A 20,266-nucleotide genomic window follows, 5' to 3' on the forward strand; every position below is an offset into this window, starting at 1 on the left:
TTGTTAACGCACGGTAGGAAAGCTCCCTTTTAGGGAGTTATATCAAAGCCACCTTCTTCAGAAGGTGGATCTTTTACATGTTTAACTTTCAAGTGCTAATTCCGTCTTTCGTGGAGTCAATTTCCGGTTAACGACTGCTTATACCAATCACTATAAGCAGTTGCTCTACCTAGGCCGATCAAATTTTGATACTAATTGGTATTATTATCTGATTAGTGATGGTGATTAAAGAAAGGGTTATTACTACAGATCCAACATCGCAAAATATGCTCTTATTTTTAGTGATGCGTTTGTTGACATTAGCCATTTTATTGACTGTTTCTGGCATCTTTTTTGTAAAGATTTAGTTGGTTTTTGGTTTGTATATTACTGTTTTCTATATGCTTATTTGTTCTTAATCATGATCCATGTTGAAATCTTATCATGATTATTCAAAGTGCTGCCTAGGTCGCGGATTTTGCAATGGCTGTGGTTATACTTCTCGACCTAAAATCCTACCTAGAACGATGTTTAAATCGTCGGGCTCTATCAAGAGGCTTCCTGTGAAATTAAAGCGAATATTCCTGCTTGCGATATTTTTGATCTGTAGTTCATCATCTATTCAGGTGATGGCAAGAGATCTTGCAGAGATTAAAGCCGAAGGCGTACTGCGTCATTTAGGCGTGCCTTATGCGAATTTCGTGTCTCAATATGTTGAGGGAAATAAAGTTAACCACAGCGGGCTTGATATCGAATTGATGCAGAATTTCGCCGAGCATCTTGGCGTTAAGTATGAGTTTGTTCCGGCGCAGTGGACAAGCGTATTCGGCATGCTGACAGGAAGAAATGGTCAGTTTGTTGATAATAAAGTTGTTTATTCGAAGCCTGAACCTATCGTTGGCGATATTATTGCTAACGGTTTGACTATTTTAGATTGGCGAAGTGAGTTGGTTGATTTTTCTGACGATTACTTTCCTTCAGCCGTCTGGCTGGTTGCTCGCACTCAATCAAGTCTTACTCCAATAAAGCCAAGTGACTCATTGCTTGATGATATAAAAATGGTCAGAGGGTTATTAAAAGATCGCGATATTCTGGCAATGAAACAATCTTGCTTAGATCCGGATCTTTATGATCTTGAAGGTGCGCAAGCCAATGTTATTTTACCTACTAAGCAGCTACAGCTGAATGAGATGGTGCCATTTTTACTCAATATTGAAGCGGAAGCGACTTTACTCGATGTCGCCGACTCGCTGATTGCTATAGAGAAATGGCCGAATAAAATCAAAGTCATTGGTCCGATTTCTGAGGATCAGAGAATGGCGGTTGGCTTTAGAAAAAACTCACCGGAGTTACGTGCAGCTTTCAATCAATACCTAAAGCAGATCCGTGCTGATGGTAGTTATAACCAATTAGTCAGAAAGTACTACCCTACCGTTTTCCATTATTACCAAGACTACTTTGAAACGGCGGCAGTTGGTATTCAGAATTAATATGAAACACTTAAAATGGTTTAACAGTAAAACAGCAATCATCATTGCTGGGGTGTTACTTAGCGCCTATTTAATTTTGATCTTAACCGTGACCAATTTAGGCCAAAGCAGTTTAAGAGAGTCACAAAACAGTGCGCTTAATCTCAGGGTAACCAATTACACCGAAAACTTGAGCTTCTTTTTTGCTGCAAGTGAGAAAAATGTCGCTAATCTAAGCCAGCAGCGAGATGTAAATACTTATTTTTCAAATTTAGCGGCGGGGATGTCGCTGCGATATGGCTTAAGTTCGAGCTTGTTTAGCCTAACTCAGACTATTGATCAGTTTAGCTTATCGAACAAAATGGATAATCAGCTAATTTATTCTCGAGTGCTGATTGTTGGGCTTGGAGAAAGCATAATTGTTGACTCCCAGCCTGAACTTAACTTTGATATTCGTCAGTTGCCGATAAAGCAGATGGAAACCCTTGGCCAAAAAATACATTTGGCTAGCGGCGCTAATGGCATTGAAGTTCAGTTATTACAAACCATTTATCACCAAAATAAACCGGTTGCAGTATTGGTTGCTAGTTTAAATACAGCAGTGATCATCAATATGTTATCGACTCAGGAGCATATTGATAGCGGTAGCTATTTGACATTGGAATCAGCCGTTGGCGATATTTTGGTGTGGAACTCATTACCTGAAAGCTTACTAAGTATTGAGCAGGGCAGTGTTAACTTTTCTAAGGCGAGTCAAAAAACGATCTACTTTAAAACAGATGTTTTGGGCACTCCATTTACTTTAAAAAGCTGGTTTGAACCTGTAAGCGAAGAAGATATTTTTACTTCAACTTGGTTTATCGCGGCAATTTCGTTACTGGCTTTGCCTGTGTTCTTAGGTCTGATTTATTTACTGCGAGTCAACAATAAGAACCTGATTTTACAAACCCAAGTTGCCCTATCTTCTGAGCAGCAACAAAAGTTAGCTAAGCAAAATAGCTTATTGCATGAAGAGATCTCAAAACGTAAGGCGTCAGAGAGTAAGTTGGCTTATCAGGCGACCCACGATGAGTTAACCAACTTAGCAAATCGTACCCATGGTATGACGCAACTACAGGCGGCGATAAGAAATGCCCATGCTAAAAATACCCAAATTCTATTATTGTTTATCGATTTAGATAACTTCAAACAAATCAACGACACCATTGGTCATCACGCGGGTGATGAACTGTTACAACTAACAAGTGCTCGACTCATTAAATCTGTGCGCAGTACAGATATTGTAGCCCGTCTTGGTGGTGATGAGTTTTTGGTTATTGTGCCTGATATTCAACATCAAGATGCAGCAACGCTCGTCGCTAGCAGTGTCTTGTCGCTATTTGAGCAGCCATTCCATATTGAGCAACAAGAGTTTTTTGTCTCGACCAGTATCGGCATGTCTATGTATCCAAAGGATGGTAATAACGCGGCGACATTGCTGAAAAGAGCTGATACTGCTTTATATCGAGTAAAGGATATGGGGCGTAATGGTTTTGGCTTTTACGACTCAAGCATGAACTTAGATGTGGAGCGCAATTTAATGCTAAATATGCGCTTACATCAGGCGATTCAGCAGGGGGATATAGAGGTTTATTACCAGCCTATTCTAGATTTAAAAAGCCGCAAGATCGTTGCCGCCGAGGCGTTAATGCGCTGGTTTGACCCTGAACTAGGGTTTGTATCACCTGAAGATTTTATTCCGTTAGCAGAGAAGAACGGCTTGATTCATAAGCTAGGTGTAATGGTATTGCTCGAGGCCTGTACGCAAGCCGCCAGTTGGCAACAGATTAGCCCAATAACGGTAGCGGTTAATTTCTCCAGCGTGCAGTTTAGGTATTGTGAGCAGCTACAGGAAACCATTGTCGACATATTGCTTAAAACGGGTTTGCCTGCATCTCAACTAGATATGGAAGTGACTGAAAGTTTATTGATCGATCAAGGTCATAGCTTGATGAAAATGCTGTCTTATTTGAAACAGCTTGGCGTGGGACTGTCTATTGATGATTTTGGTACTGGTTATTCAGCGTTGAGTTATCTGCAAAAATTCCCATTTTCTAAGCTTAAAATTGATCGGGCTTTTATCAATAAGATGAGCACTAGTTCATCAGATGAATCTTTAGTGTCGGCGATATTAGCAATGGCGAAGTCATTGAAGCTAAAGGTTGTTGCTGAGGGGATTGAGAATGAGCAGCAAGCCAGCTTTTTACGCGAGCACAATTGTGAATTTGGTCAGGGGTATTTATTTAGCCGACCAGTCCCTGCAGCCGAGTTCACTAAGTTGTTATTAGAGGAGCAAGGTGATCAAGAGTCTTTAGCGCTTAAGCAACCAGCCTAAATGCCGAGATTGAATGACTTACTTTGAGATAAATGAAAAGGCCGCCCTTTATAGGGCGGCCTAGTAAGATGGATATTATCTCATGTCACGATAAAGCTGCTTCATGGCTTTAACTAAGCCTTTTACATCTTCATCATCGTGGAATAGATGAGTTGAGATCCGTAATGAATAGGTTTTAACGCTATCGTTAGGATCAAGATAGAAAGACGTAGTACGCACAATGTAGCCATACTCTTCATCTAGACGATCGCGAAACTCAGTTAATAAGGCGCTATCAGTTAAATCGTCAAATGGGTTGAAGGTGGTTAAACCGCTGGATAGCTTACGAACATTAGGGGCGAAGATCATCGCATTAGGGAATTTCTTCGCAAGCTCTTCTTTACACAAAGCACTTAAATCAAGAATCCGCTTTTCGATTGCATCTCGACCAATCTCGTCCCACATTTCACAGGCTTTAGCGAGTGCACGTTTAGCAGGGTAGTTATCTTGGCCAACAGATTGCAATTTAGTTTGTACTTCAACCGATGAAGATGAGGTATTGATAAACCATAGTGGTGTTTCACGGTCGCTCCAGAACTCAAATAAGCGACTAGCGTTATCACGTACATATAAAAAGCCAGTTGCACCAGGGCCACACTGCCATTTATGACCCGCGCCAGAGTAGAAGTCACAATCAATATCATGAAAGTCTAGATTGAACATGCCTGGCGTATGCGCGCCATCAACTAAAGTGACGATGCCATTTGGAATCGCGACTTTCTTACAGATCTGTTTAGCTGGTAGTGTTGTACCTGTAGTGAATGTGACATGAGAGAACACCATTAAGCGTACGCGGTTGCCATATAGGCTTACGGCATCGGCAAATACTTGTACAAAATCGTCAACACTGACATCGTTACCTGGAGTGTATACAGGTAATGCTAATTCAATGACTTCGGCGCCATAGCGCTCAGCTACATGCTTTAGCGGCGTAGTTACACCATGGTGTTCATGGTTGGTTGTTAGAATGATATCGCCATATTCAAACTGTAAGCCGTTAATGATGGTACATAGACCATCAGTAGTATTACGACATAGCACAAGCTCATGTGGGGCGGCACCAAAACTTGGCGCAATTTGCTTGGCGTAATCTAGTGTAGGAATATTGCTATTCCATGGATTAATCGAAATTTGTTCATTGGCATGGTTATAGTCTTTTAATACACGTTTAGGCATAGTGCCTGCAGTGCCAATGTTCATATAGGTATTGCGTTTGTTTAGGATGAACTCTTTACGCACCTTGTTCCAAAAACGCTGGTCTGTATGGTGACCATGGAATGTTTCACTAAAATCATCTGTAGAGGCATGGGCGCTAGCAGGTAAAAGACTGGCACCAGCAGCTGTGATAGCTAGGCCTGTAGTGGTTTTTAAAAATCGACGACGCTCGTTATTTTGTAATTGTTCGTTTTGTAATTGATTGCTGTCTAATAAGTTATTTTGTTGATTAGTCATGATTGATTCTCAAGGAAAAGTTACTTTTTTGCTTTATCTTTATAAATCTCATTAAGCCTTGTTATTCTATTGGTTAACCTGCTATTTAAACGTGATTTATACCGCATAAGTTTATGGCGTGTAGTGACATAAAAACTTTAAAATCAATAGTTAAGTCATTTAATTGACGTTTATTGTTATCAGTAAGTTTTATTGTGTTTGGCGTGGTGTAATACCGAGTTTGAGTTGCGTATATCGGGTTATTTTTCAATGTTTGCTTAATTTCGTCGATATTTGCAACAGCAAATAGATCGTTGGGATTGAGCGCTAGTGTTAGTAGATAGCTCGCTGTAAATTCGAAGTTATTGCTGCTAATAGACTAAAATATTTGAGATCTGGCTTGAGCCCACACATCAATATGCGTCAGGTTTTTCGATCTGTTTAAGTAATTTTTACAGTCAGCAAGGCGTAAAAATGCTACCTTCGCGGCAAATTTTGAGTAAGGGGACACCCAATGATTATATTTACGACTAATCTTGGCGATATTGAGATAACGCTGGATTTTGACAAAGCACCTGTTAGTGCTAAAAACTTTTTAAAATACTGCCAAGATGGTTTTTTTGAAGGCACTATTTTTCATAGAATTATCAAAGGTTTTATGATCCAGGGCGGCGGCTTTACTGTGGATATGGATGAGAAGCCGACTCGTGCAGCCATCGTTAATGAAGCTAATCGTGGATTAAAGAATATTCGTGGCAGTATCGCAATGGCACGTACTGATGCACCGCATTCGGCGACAGGTCAGTTTTTTATCAATTTAGCCGATAACAGCTTCTTAGATCATACTGCTACTACCAACGCAGGTTGGGGTTACGCGGTATTTGGTCAAGTGACTAATGGTATGGATGTTGTGACCAAAATTGGCCGCGCTAAAACTACCTCTAAAGGCGATCATGATGATGTGCCGAGAGAGGCGATTATCATTGAGAAAGTGACGATTAATCTATAATGCGGTAGTCAAAATAGATAAGTGATTTAATCACTTATCTATTTGTTGAGTCAGTTATCTATATATCAAATCACTTATTTTAGGTTCTCTTTTTGGCGTGTGTGGATTTTGTAGAAGCGATAGCTTATGGCGAGCGCGATACAAATAGCCGCAGGTGCTAATAGCGCGAAAAACGCCAGTTTGGCAAAGAGAACGGCGCCTAAGGCACCGCCAGAGATAAAGCCGGCAATGATAAGCATAAATAAAATCGCTTTGCGCTTATCAAACTTCTCCCCTTTTAGTGTGCCACCTAGCATTATGCCTAAGTCGGTAAAAATCCCTGTTACATGAGTTGTACGAACAATTGCGCCACTATAAGTCGTCGCCAGCGCATTTTGTAAGCCACAAGCCGCAGAGGCCATGTAATGGCCGTAATAAGTACCGTCTTGCAGTAAGTATATTGCCAGTAGTAAAAAGCCTGCTTCAATTAACAATAACGTGTCGTAATGGCGGCCAAGCTTAACGCTACTCCCCGACAAAAATGCCCCTGAAAGGGTCGCGCCAAACATAAAGCTAATTAAAATGCCAAGCAGATGAAACAGTACCGTTGGAGAGGAGCTGAGTAACTGAGTCCCTACAAGGGTGGCAGTCCCTGATAGGTGAGAGACAGATTGATGCTCAAATCCGAGTAGTCCAATCGCATTAACACTACCAGCAGTGAAAGCCAGAATGAAAGCGCCGTATTCCACCCATTTGGGAAGTTTAGAGATCACTGTATAGCCTTAGTTTTTAGTGTTCGTTAGAAAACAAGCCGATTTAGATTTTTGTAAAATGGCTTAGTCACTGAACTTTTAGAAAGATGAGGTATGTTGCGCTTAATAAGCGCTACATATTGTGCCAACTCTCAACATACTAAACTCTAGTGTTGATCGCAAAAGCGCTGTGAGTGAAGCCATTTTATGGCATATCTAACAAGTCTTAATTAATCCTTATTGCTACAGATAAAGTTGTGCGTTCAATTGCTATTTCCACGTTTGCTGATTTAACTTTTGGTAATATTTTTTAGTGTGACTTAAGCCACTGTTTAACTAGCTTGCTAATAATATAGTTTGTGGCGTACGCCAATAACTTGCTAGCAGCCTAATCGTTGCAAGTGCTTGTTGATACACCATTAAGTAACTAAGGGCTATTAACATGTCTAGACCTAAAAAGTGTCGCCATTTATCCAGCTGTGTGCCGTGCAGCTTATTCAAACCTAATGGCATTCCATCGCATCAGTTAGAAAAGATCCAGTTAGATGCGGATGAATTTGAAGCGTTAAATTTAGGTGATGTCAAAAAAATGAGTCAGTTGGATGCGGCGGCATCAATGGGGATTTCAAGGCAAACTTTTGGTTACTTATTAGCGAGCGCCCGTAAAAAAGTGGCCACTGCGGTGACCCAAGGCCAGGCACTTTTGCTACCTCAGAATATGAATAAGGAATGATCATGATTATTGCTATCCCTATGAGCCGTGACCGTTTGGCGACTCACTTTACCAAGGCTCCTGAAATTGCGTTTTATGATGAGCATCAACAGTTAATCAGTCGAGTCGCTAATCCTGCTTTGAGCGGTGGCTGCAGCGCTAAAAAAGCGATGTTAAACCTGATTACCGATCATAAGGCCGATATCGTAATCGTGCAGTTTATTGGTGAGCGCATGCTTGGCAAGTTACTCGATGCTGGTGTCAGTGTTAGTCAAGCTGATAACTCACTGAGTATTGCTGAGTTAATGACAAATGCGAAAGATTTAAGCTGTCGTTTAGTGGAAGCGAGCCAAGGGCGCAGATCGATTAACCATGAGAAAAAGGGCGGCTGTTGTGGTGGTTCGAGTGGCGGCTGTGGTTGCAGCGGCTCCAAAACCCCGTCTAGCATTTTAGAGCCAAGATTACTGCATGTGCCTCAACATGTATCAGTTGCCACTGATGCGAGTGGCAAAGCGATTTCTCCTGTTATGTATGCGGGCTTTAGGAGCGTTAAATAGCGATTAACACCGACATTGGCTTACGATCTATAGGTTACTGACTTTACATTTTTCACTAAATATTTCATGTTAGTGCTAAGTAGGTGAACGATTAATGTTCAATTTCGTCAGTGGAGGACGTTATGGCAGTGCTAGTGATTGGTGCGGGATTTATTTTTCTTGGCCTGATCTTGATGGATTTGCCAGATCTTAACCGAGCGTTAAAACAACATGATATAGAGTGTTGGCGAACGTTAACAAAGCAAGAGCGATTTATATTATCGTCTGAGCGCATGAATTTGTTTGCGTGGACATTAAGCCGCGGTTTTGAAAACGCTGAACATATTGATGTTCAATACGCTGGATTATTGGCGTATAGGCGTGCCACTAAGGTGAAATATATAATTTTATTTGGTATTTCATTAATTATTGTTGGCTCGGTTATGGCGATTGTTAGTCAATAGACTCCACTGCTAGGCAGATTGAAATTTTGATACAAAAAAGCCGCAAGCACATAAGTGTTTGCGGCTTTTCTTTTTAAGCAATCGCTTAGTCTACAGCAACCATTACGTTGCTTGCTTTGATGATCGCGTAAGCTTGACCACCAACAACTAGACCTAGTTGCTCGCAAGATTTCTTAGTTACAACAGAAGTGATTTCAACACCTGGTGCTAGTTCGATAACAACTTCGTTGTTTACTGAACCTTCGTCGATTGACTTGATAGTACCGTTTAGTGTGTTGCGTGCGCTGATTTTCATAAGTATGTCCTTAATGGTTAAGTCATTATTATAATTGGCTTATTTATATAATGATATCCACGAAAGGACAATATGTCGCATTATCTTGGTTGTGATCACATTTGCTGGTTTCAAAGCGATGTTTTTGTGATTTTAATCATCTTTTGCTGGTTAGTTGTTCATATGTTGCTAATTTAATGGAGGTTAATAATGGTGGGTTTTATAACGTTGTGACGGGAAATCAAGCAAGTGGATAGCAATTGGAGGGTAGAAAGGCACTTAAACAGAAAGATGAAAATGTGCAGGCTTAGCTCAGTGTAAGCCCGCGACAATGATTATATTTGGCTGATTATTGCTTAATTAGCATCACTAGCACTTCAAAATGATCGGTATGTGGGAACATATCAAATAGTTGTACTTTTTGGATGCGGTAACCATTAATGTTAGCCAGATCTTTAGCCAGAGTGTGCGGATTACAACTGGAGTAAAGGATGGCATTGGGTGCGAAAGCACAGAGCGATTCGCATAAAGACTGGCCTATGCCTCGTCTTGGTGGGTTAACGATTACAATATCTGGTTTATCGGCAGCATCACGGCCATTGGCAAAGTCTGTTGAGTCTAAAGCAGTAAAATCAACCTTAGCTAATCCCATCTCTGTTGCAGATATCTTGGCACATGCAATGGCTTCAGCAGAGATCTCAATGCCGGTTAGCGCGATCTCTTTTGATGCGCAATGCAAACCGAAGCCACCGACACCACAAAACAGATCCCACAGTGAATTGGGTTTGAGTTCACCGACCCATTCTCTTGCGGTTTGATAAAGTTTAGCGGCGATCTCAGGATGCGTCTGAAAGAAGCTTTTTGGGCGTATAAATAAAGGTACGTCATTGAATTGCTCAGCTAGGCGAGTTTCTTCAGTCAGAAATATCTCTTCTTCACCCTCTAAAATCGCCATATGAGTTGGCTGGAGGTTTACTGAAACCACTTTAATTTGCGGAAATTCAGTTAATAGCTTCGGTAGTTCGCGCTCAATCCGCTCAATGGACTTGTGAGATTTAAGCACAAAGCGTAATAGGTATTCACCTTTAATTTGGCTGCGAGTCAGCAGGATAAATTTAAGCTCGCCTTTCATTTTTTCTACATTATAAGGCGGTATACCGGCTTGACGAACAAACAGTTCGAGCCTGTGCAGCAGTTGTTGCATATCCTCTGGATACAGGCTGCAATCACATAAACTGACAGGCGTCCCATTTGGGCTAACAATACCGAGAATAGGTTGATGAGCTGCGCCAAGAACAACCATTTTAGCTTTGTTGCGAAAACCACTGTCTGGGCCAAATACCGGCTTGTGCCATTGCTCAACATTAAACTCACTCAGTAGCTGACTTAATACTTGCGACTTAGCCTCAACTTGCTCAGGCATAGCCTGCTGAATATGGACACAAGAAAGACATTGCTGTTGATCAAAGTAGGCACATTTCACGGATTGGGTTCTCTAAAGCGTTAGCTGAACAATATTGGACAACGATTTTAGCTACTGTATATGTTAGATATGGGCTCATTAGCGGCTTAGGCTAAATATTAGGGCATATTTTAGTGGTTTTTTTCGAAAAAATCGCCCCTAGTGGAGCTGAAGCTAGGGTTATTTTATTGGAGAAACTAAAAGCGCAGCTATTGCTGCGCTTTTAAGAATGCTAAGTTTAGCACGACTTAACCAATTGCTGGCGTATGACCACTGCGGGTGTTTTGTACGCTTTTGATCAGCATATAAATTGATGTGGTTAGCAACACCACAGCTAAGTATGTGATTAAAGAGTGCGCAGATGTACTGCTGTGCTCTGCAATCACAGGCCCAAACACAGAGCCAACACTGTAGCTCAAAAGCATAAGTTCAGTAGCTGCAACAATTTTTTCAATAGCCATGGTTTCACAGGCTAGTGAGATTGCAATCGGGTAAAGTGCAAAGCAGCTAGCACCCAATAAAAAGTAGCTTACTGTAATAAAGGCAATAGAGCTGCCATCTGCGATGCCAACAATACCAATGGTACCTAGTAAGCAAAATAACGCCATTAATAAACTTTTGCCTACTCTAGTCGACAAGTAGCTCACAAATGGCTGCACTAACATGCCACCTAAAATAATCACAGCCATTAAAAATGCAGTGCGTTCAGTACTATCAAATTGACCATTGATATAGCTAGGCATTAAGCCGTAGATTGGGCCAAGTAACATGCCTGATACTAAACAACCGATCACCGCAGGTAAGCTGATCTTTCTGACTTCACGCAAACTGATTTTCTTATGCTCTAGGCTTTCAGGCTGACCTCTTTTAACTAAAAGAGGTGGCAAGATCGCTAGCATTAGCAGACCAATAACCCACAGGAATGGGGTAACACCATCAACTCCTAACGGTCCGATAGCAAGTTGACCAAGAGCACTGCCACCATATAGCGATGTCATATAAAGGCCCAAGCGTTTTGCTCTTTGCTTGGCGCTGTCGGCCATTAATAGCCAAGACTCAACAACGACAAATACACCAGCAACAGCAAAACCTGCAACAAAGCGTGCGGCTAACCAAACTTTAGCTGTAGGCATAACTAACATGGCTACTATGGTTAAAGTCAGTAAGGTTAAAAATAACATTAACGAAAAACGGTGACCAACTTTAGCCACAATCGTTTGAATACAAGTCGTACCAACTAGAATGCCCAAATAGAAGATGCTAGCCAACCAGGCCACGAGTGAGCTATCCATGCCAAATGAAGCGAGTGACAATGGAATTAGACTCATTAAGAAGCCAGATGCGATAGCAAAAAACGATAAACCAGCAACAGGTACGAACGTACTGTTTTTGTGTGGTTTGCAGGCAGAAATGTCCACCTTTATCTCCTATAGATTGATACTTTTGAAAGTTTGAGGGTTGGTCTGATTTTGCGGATTTTATGCTTTTAAAATGGAAAGTAAAGCTTAATTTATGTACTAGTGAATAAAAAATATTTTTTCAGGTTTTTATTGCTCTATCTGCATGATTTTTAAGCTGTAAATATTTTTGTTTCACTTTTTATTTTAGACGGGTTTGCTATGTTTAGTGAGAGGGTTTCTTTTGATGAAGGGGAGATGCATTTAAAATCAATGTTTTGTGTTGTTTGGTGATTATTAGTGTTTGAGTGTTGATATGGTTGGCAATGGTTAAAATGTTGTGTTTACTTTGATTGAAACCATTGCCTTTGGCATTTATTAACTGAGTTTTAACGCGACAATTTTTAATGGGTGGTTACCATCAAATGAAGGGAAATCATTATGGCAATCTAACCAAGTATGTTGGGTTACTTGGCGGCCTTGTTTTTCAACGCAACGTACAAGACTTGCAAACCACTCGTCACGGTCAACTTTGGCTACGTTATTACAACAAACTATCGTGCCGCCGGCCTTTGTCGTTAACAATGCAGGTTTAAACAAGCTTTGATAGTCGTTAATTAAGTCGACAATGCCAAATGCGCTTTTAGCGTATCTAGGTGGGTCGAGAAACACTAGGTCAAATTGCGTGGCTGGTAGCTTTGGGTAAGCAGGTAGCTTTTGATTACGTCGGCCGCCCACTTTTAAACCTGCTAGCTGTCTAAGTGCTGGAAAGGCATCGCTTTGAATAAACTCACATACATTTTCAGCTTGGTTCAGGGCAGCATTTTTACGTCCTGCAGCCAAAGCAAATGAAGAGAAGTCTACGTTAACCACACGTGTCGCGCCGCCAACAGCCGCTGCAGTGCCAATACCACAGGTGTAAGAGAATAGGTTTAGTACGCTTTTGCCTTCGCTATTAGCTGCGACATATTCGCGGCCAATGCGCATATCTAAAAACAGTAATGGGTCTTGACCTTCATGGCGCAGCTTACTGGTGAACTTGATGCCATTTTCCTGCATCTGCTGTTCACTTGTGGCAAATTCTTGTAACTCATCAGATAAACGATTTAGTACGCGCGAGTTTTTATCTGAACGGTCGTTATAGACAACCGGTAACTCAGCAAGCTGGTTAAGCTGTGCAGATATATCTGCTAGCTCTGTTTCAGTGAGTGATTGATGAAAGCTTTGAATAAGCCAAGCGCTACCGTAGCGATCAATATTGAGCCCATTGCACCCTTCAACCGTACCGTGAAATAGACGGAAACAATCTGTTTGTTGCGTTGCAGCTTGTTGTAAAAAATCTGCTCGCTTAGTGATAGCTTGGGCCAATACCTGAGAAAGAGGTAAAGCGGTTGGGTCCGATGAGGTAATCGACATAAATATTGGGCTCATTTGAAATGGTGTCGGGGTGACAGGGCTAATGATAGCAAAAATGCGTTAATAAATACCCTCAATCTTATTGGGTGCGAGTTGTTAACTTAGCGCTTATTATTAGCTTTGTTGGTTATTAGAGTCTGGTTAGCTAGTTCAAAGGAGCGAAACATGAAAGTGGTATTGGTTCATGGCATTTTTAATACTGGCCATGTTATGCATTTACTACAAAAGCGCCTACAAGCTGCAGGACATGAATGCTTTAGTCCTACAATTGGTCCCTTTGATGGTCGCCGTGGGATTGAATTTGCCGCAGCTAATTTAAGTGAGCAGATTAATGCGTTCTTTGGCCAAGATACCCAAATTGCATTGATAGGCTTTAGTATGGGCGGCATAGTCGGCCGTTATTATTTGCAGTATTTAGATGGCGCAAGCCGAGTGAGTCAGTTTTTTAGTCTTGCGGCACCTCATCATGGTAGCTATTTGGCTTACTTGCCATATCCATCAAAGGGGATTAAACAATTAAGGCCGAGAAGCGAACTGTTACAGCAACTAGCTGGCTCAGAGTCGTGCTTAGATGAGGTTAAACTTTATTCCTACCGTACTCCAATCGATTTAACCATAGTACCTAGTACTAGCTCTATATGGCGTGTGGCAGAAAATCAAAGTTTTATCATTGTATTGCATCTTTCAGTGATTTTTAGTCGACGTATTGCAAAGGAGATTTGCGATAAGCTAGTAAACTGATGCGATAAATCATCATGGGAGGAGTGTCTTGAAGCGCTTTCTTATTGGGTTATTTGCTAGTCTCGTTTTTGGCGCTGTTTATAGCAGTTTTTACAAAAGCTTCTTATAAAAGCTAGGCTGAAGGCTTTTGTGATAGGCAGGAACTATTACTACGTAACCTTTCTAATTCGCGTGTCTGTTCGGCGAGTTTTTGTGACAAGATCTGGTTTTCATTGGCAAGTTTAGCTTGCTGATACACCTTATTTAAATCCGTCTCGATAATAGCTTGAAAGCGTCTTAACAATTGTTTTGTAGGATTATCAAATTGTTGAGGCTGATTATCTAGCATGCAAATAGTGCCAAAAATGTCGCCATTGGGCCAATGCAGGGGCATACCAAAATAGGCGATCATACCTAGCTTTATATCTGGATTGTTACACCAGTCTGGATCTTCAAGTGCGTTATTGACGATAAGCTCTTTGCGACCATTAATGACGGCTTCGCAATAAAGGCCAATACCAATGCTTTCGCGCTCTTTTGCTGTATAAGGGTTATGTGCTGTTTGGCTGCGAGTAAATACTTCGAGTTCATAGCTGTGCAGGCGCATAATTAAGGTGGCAGGAATAGCTGATATTTCAGAAATAAGATTAACGATCTCTTGCCAGCTTTGGCCTATATCGTCATGGATACGGATCTCTTTGGTATTTAGTAGGGCCATACATGCCTTCTATTATCTTAAATTCTGCCGATTGCTAGTGCAGAAATATTCCTTGATATGTCTTTAAAATTTAATAGAGTTTTATGATTAACGCGAATTTTTCAAACAAAATTAATTGATAGATTAGCAAAATATTGGCAGTTGGCATTTACATCAGCCTCAAACTTAAGTGCTAGCTTTTTAACTCTAGCTGAGGAAAAGTGAGCTTGGCTTGGCAGCCCTGAGGCTGAGTCTCGATAAGATTAAATTGCCATTGGTAGCGCTGGCATAAACTGTCAACAATAAGCAAACCCAAGCCATGACTATTGTGCTGAGCATTATGTTGTTGGTTATTCGACGCGTTTAAGCCATGCCCGTTATCGTTGATTGAAATATGCTGGCTATCGATAACGACCATAATCTGCCCTGAATCACTGGCATTAATGGCGTTGCTAATAATATTACTTAATAGCATGCGCAATACTGCTGGAGTTGGTTTGATCACCGGTGAATCTTTAAAATCGACAATAAGCTCGATCTTCTTTGACTGAGCCAGTAAAGATAGCGGCTGCACTATCTGCTCTATTTCAGCCAATTCAAGGGTTCTAGCTTCATGACTTACGGTGCCTTTTTCTTGCTTGACGATGCTGAGCAGGGCATCGACTGTATGCTGCATCTCATGTGCCGCCCTTTGTATTCTATCGCGCTGCCTAGCCTGAAACTCAGGGGCGTCATTTTGCTCCTGTAGCTTAGCCGCGCCACTAATAACGGTTATTGGTGTGCGTAACTCATGACTTGCGTAACGGGCGAAGGCTTGTTCTTGTTTAATCATCATTTCATTTTGTTGGCGATAATCGTTAAGGCTTTGACTAAGCTGGCTAAACTCTGCTGCCGATTGCTTTGGCACTGCAAATTGCGGGTGCTCGGCAGGTGACTTCAATTGTTTTACCAGTTGATCTACGGGCTCAACTAAGCGCTGACTCAATTTATGAATGGCAAAGCCAAATAATAAAAACAGTACACAAATAAAAGTTAACACGAACACGTTGATAGATTGCCACTCTTCATCACTTAGCTCGACATTATCTGCAGGCATAATCAGATATAAAGGTTGTATCTCGCCATCGAGTTTAAACTCGCTACGATATAAAAAGAGTTCTTTTTGCGGGTTTAAATCATCATCTTCAAATAGCTTAAAGCTAAATATTTCATGCATTAGCCCGGTTTTGTTGCGATCAACAACTTCACCAGAAAAGCCGGAAGGGAATTGGCTTAAGTCGCCGTAGGCTTCTGGTATGTAATCGTGGGAGTAAAATGCTTGCACATGTAAGCCTATCTGCAGCGGTTGTTTTGCTCCTTGTTGAAATAAACTAATCGCAAATGGCGCGCTCGCCTCAAGCTCATGCTGATTGACCTCATCTTCAATCCATTGCATTAGACTAAGCATAAAGATATAGATGGTGAGCCCTATCATTACCGCGATAGCACTAAAGTAGAACAGCAGTTTTTGCGGTAGACTGACAGCCGATGAGGCGCGATTAAATAAGCCGTTTAACACGCCTTGTCTCCGAGTTGTAATCGAAAACCGATTTTCGGCACAGTGGCAAGCATAGGTTGCTTGAAAGGTTTATCTAACTGATTGCGCAACTGGTACATATGGCTGCGCAAAATGTCACTGCTGGGTGGCGATTGGCCCCAGATCTCCTCAATGATCTGCTCACGCTTAACGATATTGGGAGCATTTTTCATTAACAGCAGCAAAATTTGATAGGTGATGGGGGTTAAGGCTAATAACATATTTTGACGCAAAGCTTGATGCTTAGCGATATTGATTTCAATATCACCAAATTTAAGTGAACCTTGAGCAACCTCACCACGATGGCGTTTAACTAAGGCTTGTATACGCGCATCAACCACATCTAAATCGAATGGCTTACCGAGATAGTCGTCAGCGCCACAGTCAAACCCGGTTAATAGGTCGGTTTTATTATCTAATGCAGTCAGCATTAAAATTGGCGTGCTACAACCAAGTGAGCGTAGTGCTTTACAAAGGCTAAGCCCATCCATTTTGGGTAGCATAAGGTCAAGAATAATGGCGTCAAAGTCGAAAGCTTGTGCGAGCGATAATCCAAGCTCACCGTTATCGGCAAAATCCAGTTCCATGCCTTTGGCTTCAAAGTAATCACCAAGGATGCCTGCAACATCGCTGTTATCTTCAATTATCAGTAGTTTAATCGTCATTACTAAGGGCCGTAACTGTATTTATAAGGTCGATTTTAGCATTTTTATGTCGAAAAAATGTCAATGACATTTTCTTCACTTGAGCCTAGGCATGCTAACGCAAAATTAGTCGCTGTAGGACAAACTTATGCCTTATTCTTCGCCCAGTCAAAGCCCAAATAACACTGAAATTTGTTTATCAGTCGTTGTGCCTTTATTTAATGAATCTCTGATGATTAAGCCGCTAATTGAGCGCTTAACTAAAGTGCTGTCGACACTTGATGAACGCAGCGAGATTGTTTTTGTTGATGACGGTAGTAGTGATGATTCTTGGCGCCAGGTCAGTGAACTGCCGCTGGTTGATAATGAATACCAATGTATTAAGTTGAGCCGTAATTTTGGTAAAGAAGCGGCCATGTCAGCAGGTATTGAGCATGCTAGAGGACTTGTCGTTATTATGCTTGATGCCGATCTGCAAGATCCTCCAGAGTTAATTCCTGAGATGCTCAGTCAGTGGCGAGCGGGCTACGACATTGTCAATATGAAACGTAAAAAGCGTCTTGGTGAAACTTGGTTTAAACGTTTTTCTGCCGCATGTTTTTATCGACTAATGAACTGGGTTTCTGACTCGCCAGTCCCAGAAAATGTCGGCGATTTCCGCTTGATGAGCCGTCAGGTGATCGACAGCATTAAGCAGCTTCCGGAGCGTAACCGCTTTATGAAAGGTCTATTTAGTTGGCCAGGGTTTTCCCAAAAAACCTTGGAGTTTGATCGCGACCCGCGTTTTGTTGGCGAAACCAAGTGGAACTACGGCAAGTTATTTGGTTTGGCGATGGACGGCATTACTTCCTTTAGCTTTAAACCACTTCGTTTGGCGACATGGTGTGGCGTAATTACAGCCCTTGCGGCGTTTGCTTATGGTGGTTGGATTATTGCTAACACGCTTATTTTTGGTGGCAGTGTCGCCGGTTATCCATCGTTAATGGTGGTGCAGTTGGCGCTGGCCGGAATTCAACTGCTGGCCTTAGGTTTGATTGGTGAGTATTTAGGTCGAGTATTTGTTGAGGTTAAGCAGCGTCCGCTGTATTTGATTGAAGAGGTGGCATATAAGCAATCCCTTACTCAAGTGAAAGCTCGAAATAACATGTCGATGGAGTTTAATGAAGCTAAGCCTACCAACGTGAGCTACTTGGAGGTTAAGTAATGTTAAAGGCTGCTGATACACGCACAGGGCTAGTTGTGTTGTTGATTGTGGTGGTAACACGAATGCTGTTATTGCCTTGGTATCCACTAATGGACACCACAGAAGCAAGATACGGTGAGATGGCGCGGCTAATGGTAGAAACCGGCAATTGGGTTACACCGCTGTTTGATTACAATGTACCTTTTTGGGGGAAACCACCGCTACATACTTGGATGAGTGCTAGCTCTATTAGCTTATTGGGCGTTAATGAGTTTGCAGTGCGGTTGCCCCATTGGCTTGCTGCTGTACTTTGCCTGTTGTTGGTTGGCCACTTTGTTAAAAGGCTGCAGTTACCTGTTCTGCCTCCATTAATTATGTTGGCGTCAACTGTGGTGTTTACCATTAGTGCTGGCGCAGTGATGACAGATATGGCGTTAACCTTAGGATTAACATTGGCAATGGTTGGCTTTTACTTATGTTGGCAAGGTGACAAAGTTTGGGGCTATGCAGGTTTTGCTGGCTTAGCCATAGGTTTGCTAGCAAAAGGGCCTGTGACCTTGGTGTTATTTGGCTTAGGCACTGGTTTGTGGTTACTTTTACGTTATGGGCCGCTTAAAGTGTGGCGCGAACTATGGCATAGAGTGCCGCTAGTGACAGGCTGCTTATTGATGCTGGCAATTGCGCTGCCTTGGTATGTGATTGCTGAGCAGACGACTCCGGGCTTTTTAAATTATTTTATTGTTGGTGAGCACTGGTCTCGCTTTGTCGATAGCGGTTGGGAAGGTGATTTGTACGGCAGTGCACACGATGAAGTTCGAGGCACTATTTGGCTCTACTTTGTCATTGCAGCCATGCCTTGGTCACTATTTTTACCACGAGCGTTTTATAAAATAGTTACCGAGCAAAAGCAGCCGAACAAGCATGATTTAAACACGAGTAATGCAGGCCTACCTAGTTACCTTATTTGTTGGATGATAGCCCCCATGCTGCTATTTACCTTTGCGGGCAATATTTTACCTGCTTATGTTCTGCCAGGGATCCCTGGACTTGCATTGCTATTGGCTTATGCATGGCGAAAGAGCTTTTTACCAGGGCTGAATATTATCGCTTTATCTATTCCGGCGTTATTAGTTGCCACCGTGGCGGTGTTGCACTTTGATGTGGGCAAAGACAAAAGTGAGCGCTGGTTGTTATCGCAGCGAAGTGACGCTCTGCCTACCTATTATTGGCAAAGCCAGCCGTTTTCGGGGCGTTTTTATAGTGCAGGTACAGCAAATAAAATTCAAAGTTTAGATGAAGTTAGTGACGATGATTTCTACCTCGTTATTAGTAATAAACTGAATCAATCACAGTTTACTGCTTGCCAAGCTGTAGCGAGCAATAAGAGACGAGACCTGATTAAATGTCATCGCAATTAAGCTTATTAACCGCCAGTTTTAAAGCAAAATTGCCTAATGGATATAGAGGCAAGAACCATAAGCAGCTTAGCCAAGTTATATGGCTTAAGTATCATGAAAGTATGCGTTTTTTATTGGTCGGTGCTGGGGTTTTTGTTGTTGATTTTAGTTTGTTCTTATTGCTTTCAAACGTATTTGAACTTGCGTTAATGCCTGCAAGAGTGACGGCCTTTATTATCTCAGTCGGCCTGTCTTGGGGGGCCAATCGCTGCTGGACATTTAAAGGGCGCTGTAAAGTACCGAGTAAAGAGCATGCTAAAGCAAGTTGTGAGGTTGGGAGTCATCAACAAAAGTTAAAACAATTGGGTAAGCATTTATGTGTTGCGAGCTTTGCGGCGCTAGCGAACTTGTCTGTATTTTATTGGGTAAATATCGTGTTGATTCAGCTTGTTGATGATGTGAGCATTAGTCGCTTTATTGGCTTTGCAATAGGCGTATTAGCGGGCTTAGTGGTTAACTGGCTAGGGGCTAATTACTGGACTTTTAGTAAGTAGACTTATATTTGTAGCTAAGCTCATGTTCGAAAAAAGTATGGCCTAGCGGCGTTAAAATAGACCTCTTGTGTTACAAACTATTAACTAACGGTTTTACTCTGGCGGGAAAACCGTTAGTTTCAATAACCATACATGATATGGATTAACGGTATTGATGATACCGCGGCGAATAATGACGCTGCGGCGAAAATAGCCGACACAA

Annotated in this window: 19 protein-coding genes; 10 read left to right on the plus strand and 9 right to left on the minus strand. The window is 41.8% G+C overall.

Translation table 11 applies throughout. The annotated features are described in order from the left end of the window. Positions 1-542 precede the first annotated feature (542 nt). Together MSG37_RS17665 and MSG37_RS17670 are read left to right on the plus strand one after the other, a co-directional pair. Positions 543-1,469, plus strand: coding sequence for a transporter substrate-binding domain-containing protein (locus tag MSG37_RS17665; protein WP_248471995.1), 927 nt, complete (start codon positions 543-545; stop codon positions 1,467-1,469). A gap of 1 nt (position 1,470) precedes the next feature. Beyond that, positions 1,471-3,822, plus strand: a complete 2,352-nt coding sequence (locus MSG37_RS17670; RefSeq protein WP_248471996.1) for a GGDEF domain-containing phosphodiesterase — start codon at positions 1,471-1,473, stop codon at positions 3,820-3,822. Positions 3,823-3,897: 75 nt separating this feature from the next. Here MSG37_RS17670 and MSG37_RS17675 read toward each other — a convergent pair whose 3' ends face one another. Continuing rightward, positions 3,898-5,313 carry an aminotransferase class V-fold PLP-dependent enzyme gene (locus tag MSG37_RS17675; protein WP_248471997.1) on the minus strand — a complete coding sequence of 472 codons (1,416 nt, stop codon included), beginning with the start codon at positions 5,311-5,313 and terminating at the stop codon, positions 3,898-3,900. Positions 5,314-5,806: 493 nt separating this feature from the next. Between MSG37_RS17675 and MSG37_RS17680 the strand changes: the two genes are divergently transcribed. Further along, positions 5,807-6,301: a peptidylprolyl isomerase gene (locus MSG37_RS17680; RefSeq protein ID WP_248471998.1), complete on the plus strand. Its 495-nt coding sequence runs from the start codon at positions 5,807-5,809 to the stop codon at positions 6,299-6,301. Positions 6,302-6,375: 74 nt separating this feature from the next. Here MSG37_RS17680 and MSG37_RS17685 read toward each other — a convergent pair whose 3' ends face one another. After that, positions 6,376-7,053: a YoaK family protein gene (locus MSG37_RS17685; RefSeq protein WP_248471999.1), complete on the minus strand. Its 678-nt coding sequence runs from the start codon at positions 7,051-7,053 to the stop codon at positions 6,376-6,378. Between the two features lie 421 nt (positions 7,054-7,474). Between MSG37_RS17685 and MSG37_RS17690 the strand changes: the two genes are divergently transcribed. The 3 genes from MSG37_RS17690 (at position 7,475) to MSG37_RS17700 (ending at position 8,744) form a co-directional block, all read left to right on the plus strand. Continuing rightward, positions 7,475-7,765, plus strand: coding sequence for a DUF134 domain-containing protein (locus MSG37_RS17690; protein ID WP_248472000.1), 291 nt, complete (start codon positions 7,475-7,477; stop codon positions 7,763-7,765). A 2-nt stretch (positions 7,766-7,767) separates the two neighbouring features. Further along, positions 7,768-8,301, plus strand: coding sequence for a NifB/NifX family molybdenum-iron cluster-binding protein (locus MSG37_RS17695; RefSeq protein ID WP_248472001.1), 534 nt, complete (start codon positions 7,768-7,770; stop codon positions 8,299-8,301). Positions 8,302-8,423: 122 nt separating this feature from the next. Next, positions 8,424-8,744 (plus strand): hypothetical protein, encoded by a 321-nt coding sequence (locus MSG37_RS17700; RefSeq protein WP_248472002.1) that lies wholly within the window; start codon positions 8,424-8,426, stop codon positions 8,742-8,744. Between the two features lie 85 nt (positions 8,745-8,829). Here the strand turns inward: MSG37_RS17700 and MSG37_RS17705 are convergent, their stop codons facing one another. The 4 genes from MSG37_RS17705 to MSG37_RS17720 all read right to left on the minus strand — a co-directional run bounded on the left by MSG37_RS17705 (position 8,830) and on the right by MSG37_RS17720 (position 13,293). Then, positions 8,830-9,039, minus strand: a complete 210-nt coding sequence (locus MSG37_RS17705; protein WP_012278778.1) for a molybdopterin-binding protein — start codon at positions 9,037-9,039, stop codon at positions 8,830-8,832. A 328-nt stretch (positions 9,040-9,367) separates the two neighbouring features. Then, the gene (rlmC, locus tag MSG37_RS17710) at positions 9,368-10,501 is read right to left on the minus strand and encodes a 23S rRNA (uracil(747)-C(5))-methyltransferase RlmC (protein WP_348984464.1); all 1,134 of its coding nucleotides are present in this window, start codon (positions 10,499-10,501) and stop codon (positions 9,368-9,370) included. A 227-nt stretch (positions 10,502-10,728) separates the two neighbouring features. Continuing rightward, positions 10,729-11,898: an MFS transporter gene (locus tag MSG37_RS17715; RefSeq protein WP_248472003.1), complete on the minus strand. Its 1,170-nt coding sequence runs from the start codon at positions 11,896-11,898 to the stop codon at positions 10,729-10,731. Between the two features lie 357 nt (positions 11,899-12,255). Further along, positions 12,256-13,293 carry a class I SAM-dependent methyltransferase gene (locus MSG37_RS17720; protein WP_248472004.1) on the minus strand — a complete coding sequence of 346 codons (1,038 nt, stop codon included), beginning with the start codon at positions 13,291-13,293 and terminating at the stop codon, positions 12,256-12,258. A 165-nt stretch (positions 13,294-13,458) separates the two neighbouring features. On the opposite strand from MSG37_RS17720, the gene MSG37_RS17725 reads away from it, so the two are divergent. After that, positions 13,459-14,034, plus strand: a complete 576-nt coding sequence (locus MSG37_RS17725; RefSeq protein WP_248472005.1) for an alpha/beta fold hydrolase — start codon at positions 13,459-13,461, stop codon at positions 14,032-14,034. 112 nt (positions 14,035-14,146) lie between these two features. Here the strand turns inward: MSG37_RS17725 and MSG37_RS17730 are convergent, their stop codons facing one another. The 3 genes from MSG37_RS17730 to MSG37_RS17740 all read right to left on the minus strand — a co-directional run bounded on the left by MSG37_RS17730 (position 14,147) and on the right by MSG37_RS17740 (position 16,951). Beyond that, positions 14,147-14,731 carry a GAF domain-containing protein gene (locus MSG37_RS17730; protein ID WP_248472006.1) on the minus strand — a complete coding sequence of 195 codons (585 nt, stop codon included), beginning with the start codon at positions 14,729-14,731 and terminating at the stop codon, positions 14,147-14,149. A 172-nt stretch (positions 14,732-14,903) separates the two neighbouring features. After that, the gene (locus tag MSG37_RS17735; protein ID WP_248472007.1) at positions 14,904-16,268 is read right to left on the minus strand and encodes a HAMP domain-containing sensor histidine kinase; all 1,365 of its coding nucleotides are present in this window, start codon (positions 16,266-16,268) and stop codon (positions 14,904-14,906) included. Further along, the gene (locus tag MSG37_RS17740; protein ID WP_248472008.1) at positions 16,262-16,951 is read right to left on the minus strand and encodes a response regulator transcription factor; all 690 of its coding nucleotides are present in this window, start codon (positions 16,949-16,951) and stop codon (positions 16,262-16,264) included. The genes MSG37_RS17735 and MSG37_RS17740 overlap by 7 nt, the downstream gene beginning before the upstream one ends. Positions 16,952-17,078: 127 nt before the next feature. On the opposite strand from MSG37_RS17740, the gene MSG37_RS17745 reads away from it, so the two are divergent. The 3 genes from MSG37_RS17745 to MSG37_RS17755 are packed head-to-tail and all read left to right on the plus strand — an operon-like array spanning position 17,079 to position 20,064. Continuing rightward, on the plus strand, positions 17,079-18,134 hold the full coding sequence (locus tag MSG37_RS17745) for a glycosyltransferase family 2 protein (protein ID WP_248472009.1): 1,056 nt from the start codon (positions 17,079-17,081) through the stop codon (positions 18,132-18,134). Further along, a complete protein-coding gene (locus MSG37_RS17750; protein ID WP_248472010.1) occupies positions 18,134-19,531 on the plus strand; it encodes a glycosyltransferase family 39 protein in 1,398 nt (465 codons plus the stop codon). Before MSG37_RS17745 ends, MSG37_RS17750 begins: the two co-directional genes overlap by 1 nt. Continuing rightward, positions 19,516-20,064: a GtrA family protein gene (locus tag MSG37_RS17755; protein ID WP_248472011.1), complete on the plus strand. Its 549-nt coding sequence runs from the start codon at positions 19,516-19,518 to the stop codon at positions 20,062-20,064. The genes MSG37_RS17750 and MSG37_RS17755 overlap by 16 nt, the downstream gene beginning before the upstream one ends. Positions 20,065-20,266 lie beyond the last annotated feature (202 nt).

Source organism: Shewanella sp. 1CM18E (assembly GCF_023161665.1).
Taxonomy (GTDB): Bacteria; Pseudomonadota; Gammaproteobacteria; order Enterobacterales; family Shewanellaceae; genus Shewanella.